This window comes from Priestia sp. P5_B4, assembly GCF_056400385.1.
On record NZ_JBFULJ010000866.1, the window covers coordinates 1 to 1,627 of the forward strand.

General features: G+C 28.3%; 2 protein-coding genes and 1 pseudogene. 2 read left to right on the plus strand and 1 reads right to left on the minus strand.

What is annotated here, in order from left to right; all coding sequences use genetic code 11:
* Positions 1-426 precede the first annotated feature (426 nt).
* Positions 427-630 (plus strand): hypothetical protein, encoded by a 204-nt coding sequence (locus AC1DRF_RS26850; RefSeq protein WP_098591323.1) that lies wholly within the window; start codon positions 427-429, stop codon positions 628-630.
* Between the two features lie 120 nt (positions 631-750).
* Positions 751-1,239 carry a hypothetical protein gene (locus AC1DRF_RS26855; protein ID WP_427077151.1) on the plus strand — a complete coding sequence of 163 codons (489 nt, stop codon included), beginning with the start codon at positions 751-753 and terminating at the stop codon, positions 1,237-1,239.
* Positions 1,240-1,388: 149 nt separating this feature from the next.
* Here the strand turns inward: AC1DRF_RS26855 and AC1DRF_RS26860 are convergent.
* Positions 1,389-1,544: pseudogene (locus AC1DRF_RS26860) on the minus strand (transposase); the annotation flags it as partial.
* Positions 1,545-1,627: the final 83 nt, after the last annotated feature.

Here is a 1,627-nt window from a genome sequence, read left to right on the forward strand (position 1 = left end):
AGTTAACATAATGGATTTATCGGCCCCCTATTATTCGCTAATTATTTCTTTATATAGAAAGAAAAATTCTCGTTAAAGCCTATGCATATATATTTCTGTCATTAGAATTATAAAATAGTGAGGGTTCTCATGTGAAAAAGGTGAAATAATCCACTTTTGTCTATATGTTTTTATTGTTTATACTAAAAAAGGATTGCACTTGCTGAATGATTAATTCGACAAAGGTAATATAGAAAAAAATAAATTTTGTCTGTTTAAAGATGTATAAGATATAAATCTTTACTTTAAAGTGTTAAATTGTTAGTCTTTTAGTAGACAATTTTTTATTGGTATTCCCTAATCAAAAAGCTCAACCTYATRAGGTTGAGCTTTTTGATTCTTATATATTTAGTACTTAAAAATTAATTAGGAGATGACATCAATCTAATGTTAAAAAATAAAGTGGAAAATCTAGAAACATTTAAGGTGGAATATTCTGTAACGAAAAATAATACCACAGTTAATAAATCCGTCATTATAAAATCTATTAACGATCCAAATGAAGTTATAAGATTGGCTAGATTAGATATATCTACAAAGGAAAGAATCTTCATTCAAGATGTAAAAGTTTTGAGCTTCAAAACTATATAACAAATTCATTCCACCATGAGTAAATTTTCATACCTTGAGTGTTGTTAGAATAGAGAAAATGTTATTATAAGAAAGAAGGCAACTAAACTTTTTTCTCTAATTTTATAATAGGTGATGAATTTGAAAATAGTGAAATTATTAATAATATTGACTGCTGTTTTACTTTTTATATCTGGTTGCAGTACGCAAGTAGCAAAAGAGAAAAATAAGGTAGAAGATATTTCAAGGCATAGCGTATTTAATTTAGATGCTGAAACTATTAAAGACTTAGAAAAAGGAATCATAAAAGGAACACCTTTAAGGCTTGATAATAATACTAAAATGAATGATGTAGAAAGAATCTGGGGCAAACCAAACGAACATTTTGATAATGAAGACATTCAAACATATAGATATACAATTGAAAATCAAAATTTCATTATCGACGAAGATGAAATGAACGAAATTTATATAATTCAAGTTGAACTTGAGTATTCAAAAGATGAAATTTTAGAGATAATGGGTAAACCAACAGAATCTGGGAATATTTTCATTTATGAAAAAGAAAATTATATTATTCAATTTGAGAAATTCCATAATAAATGGCGACTAATTTTAAGAAAAAGATAGGCTGTTTTTACATTTGTTTTCCTATTTGCACTCATATACGGCTTCGTTGCAGAGCATTAACAACTAGTACCCTTAAAGAGACAAACCTTTTCATGACGGTTTGTTTTTTTATGCTATTGTTCTCAACAAAGAGAGCCTTCTTCTGAACTGATAGGCGTAAATGTCTTTATCCATTTATAAATTGTTACTTCTGATACGCCATATTCGCTGCTTAAATCTTTAATCGAGTTTCCCACATGATATAAATCCACCGTGGTTTTCTTAAACCCATCATTGTATTTTTTGCCTGCACGTTTACCCTCTATTTCGGGCACATCCTCTCAAAGGTCATTGTAAGGACTTAATTAAATGGTATCCATAAAACTATACTAACTCCACTTACCATTGT